Source organism: Microcystis sp. M53598_WE2 (genome assembly GCF_030067735.1).
In the GTDB taxonomy this organism is placed as follows: domain Bacteria; phylum Cyanobacteriota; class Cyanobacteriia; order Cyanobacteriales; family Microcystaceae; genus Microcystis; species Microcystis aeruginosa.
In genome coordinates, this window is record NZ_JASJFE010000636.1 from 1 (window position 1) to 2,526 (window position 2,526).

The 2,526-nt window shown below is 39.5% G+C and carries 4 protein-coding genes; 2 read left to right on the forward strand and 2 right to left on the reverse strand.

Going from position 1 to position 2,526, the window contains the following annotated elements; translation table 11 throughout:
• The coding region (locus PX636_RS12925) for a class I SAM-dependent methyltransferase (protein ID WP_288117500.1) at positions 1 to 598 on the reverse strand (598 nt) is incomplete at its 3' end.
• A gap of 247 nt (positions 599 to 845) precedes the next feature.
• Between PX636_RS12925 and PX636_RS12930 the strand changes: the two genes are divergently transcribed.
• Positions 846 to 1,349 (forward strand): DNA cytosine methyltransferase, encoded by a 504-nt coding sequence (locus PX636_RS12930; protein WP_288117501.1) that lies wholly within the window; start codon positions 846 to 848, stop codon positions 1,347 to 1,349.
• Positions 1,339 to 1,911: a DNA cytosine methyltransferase gene (locus PX636_RS12935; RefSeq protein WP_288117502.1), complete on the forward strand. Its 573-nt coding sequence runs from the start codon at positions 1,339 to 1,341 to the stop codon at positions 1,909 to 1,911. The genes PX636_RS12930 and PX636_RS12935 overlap by 11 nt, the downstream gene beginning before the upstream one ends.
• On the opposite strand, the gene PX636_RS12940 is transcribed toward PX636_RS12935, so the two are convergent.
• Complete coding sequence (locus PX636_RS12940; protein WP_002797483.1) at positions 1,886 to 2,377, reverse strand: hypothetical protein; 492 nt, start codon at positions 2,375 to 2,377, stop codon at positions 1,886 to 1,888. The two genes, PX636_RS12935 and PX636_RS12940, sit on opposite strands and share 26 nt — an antisense overlap.
• Between the last annotated feature and the right edge of the window lie 149 nt (positions 2,378 to 2,526).

Consider the following 2,526-nt stretch of genomic DNA (forward strand, 5'->3'; position numbering starts at 1 on the left):
AGCCAATAAATGAATCATCACTAGGCACAGAGATAATCAATAGACCCCCTTTTTTAAGGCATTTTAAACAAGATTCTATAAAAGATTTAGGGTTAGACACATGCTCTAACACTTGGAATGAACAAACAATATCGTAACTATCTGAGTTACTCACACAGTAATCTTCTACAATTTGATTAAGAACATTTATATTGGCATGAGATGCTATTTCTATAGCTTTACTGCTAAATTCAAGTCCAGTATAATTAGAGGTTTTTATTTTTTGAGAAAAAGCTCCTTTCCCACAGCCCACTTCTAAAACTCGATCCTCGCTAGTGATGAAATTACAAGCATAATCGTATTCTTCTTTATCATCCATATAATACCATTTGAACTTCTGTAATTCTTGATAAAATGACTCTGAACCTGTAACCAGAGGATGAAAAAATTTCAAATCTGAATCTAGACAATGATAAAAATTAATCGTCTCTAAATCAAGAAATTCCGAACTGATATCAAACCCACCCCATCTGCTATACAGTTTAATGAGTGCTTTAACTTCTATAGTTTCTCGTAAAACAAGGTTAGCACTACCGCTTAAAGGACAGACTATGTGCATATTCTTTGACACTCATTAAAGTTGACAAACACAAGATAGCAAAAAGGTCTATCTGATGTCAACTAAGTAGTCGTGCAAAATTAATTTCCTAGTCGAGACAGGAGACAGGAGACTCCGAGACGGGAGACTCCGAGACGGGAGACTCCGAGACGGGAGACAGCTATTAGGGATCGGATTTGAGTTTTCAGTTCACTGTTTCCTCACACCAGAAGTCTGACGGAGTAGTGGCTTAGATGTGTAATTAATTTTGCTTAGGTACTTAAATGCGAAAGCATTAGCAACCTATCAACATAATTATCCTAAAACACGCACTTTTCAGGAAGACATCCGCAAAGTTAATCCATCAGAACTGCGCTTATACTTAGGTTTACAAAGAGAAGAATTAACTGCCCTTATCGGGGGTCCACCCTGTCAAGGATTTTCACGAAATATCCTGGCTGGGTATCGCTATCTTAATGATTCTCGCAATCATTTATATAAGTCTTTCTTAGGATTTGTTCAAGAGTTTCGTCCTCTTCATGTAGTCATGGAAAATGTTCCTGAAATTTTGAAAGCTTATGGCGGTATCATCAGAGATGAAATTGTAGCACATTTAGAATCTTGTGGTTATCAAGTAGTTACTACTTCCCTAAACGCCGCTTATTATGGAGTGCCACAAACTCGCTCAAGAGCCTTTTTTTTAGCTAGTCTAGAGCGTTTACCATCCATTCCCCAAGCAACTCATTCTGGTGATATCAGAAATGCTATATAAAGCTGTAAAATCTTGGACACAGCTTACTTTACTAGAACCAAATATTGCCCCAGTTACTACTGTTAAAGATGCCATTAGTGATTTACCTACTTTAGAAGCAGGACAAGCTTATGATCACGAAATTTATACTAGGGAACCCGAGACCATATATCAACAGAAGATGCGTGAGCAAAGTCAAAAAATTGTTAATCATATTGCCCGTGCTTTAACACCAATTCAAATGTCAAGAGTGCAAATTCTGGCGGAAGTACAAGATGCGAGAGATCTACCTGCTGAATTAGCACCGAAAAAACACTATAGCGGGGCCTATGGTCGACTTTCTTGGGATAAACCAGCAAGAACAATTACAAGGTGGTTTTTTCATCCCGGTTCTGGCAGATTTTTTCATCCGACCCAGAATCGGACAATCACAATTCGTGAAGCAGCAAGATTACATTCTTATCCCGATCATTTTCACTTTTTAGGGACTTATACTGATATGGCCTCTCAAATTGGAGAATCTGTGCCACCACTGTTAGGCAAAGTGGTAGCAGACTCTATGGGACAAAATCTTGAGTATTAGTTTGGGTTTGTAGCGCTGCAAAAATTGTCTCCACATATCGATCTATTGTCAGACGAGTTCTCTCAATTCTCAGACGAATAGCGGCAGCGGGGATTGTTCTGCTTCTAAACAACTGTTTCTGATTTTTGTACCAAACTAACTGAGTTTTGCCAGCGATGCTTCCCTGTAAACCTGCCCCTACTCCCCCAGTTTTTTTATCTATTGCCCATGCCCAAGAAAAAACCTTAGGATCAAGAGGATTAAGGGGGTATTCACAGTAAACATATTCATTGCCCTCTCGGTTTTTTAGCAATATTCCCTCATAGCTGTTGATGACATTTTGAGCAGTTTGACTGGAGCGAATCTTCTCGTTCCAGTGTTGAATAATAGCGGTTCCCAGTTGTGCGGGGGAAGATTGCAGATTCAAAGAGGGAACCCCAAGTTGAATGGCTTTTTTGATAATATCTGCTCGTTGAATTACGAACAAAAAGGTATTATCTGTAGTTAGGGTCTGCTGAAAAAGTTTTTCGTGGGGGCAGGGTGTGGGGTGTGGGGTGTGGGGTGTAGGGTTTTACCGATTTTGAGGTAGTCAGTTACCTAGGGTCTGCTGAAAAAGTTTTTCCTAGGGGCAGGGTG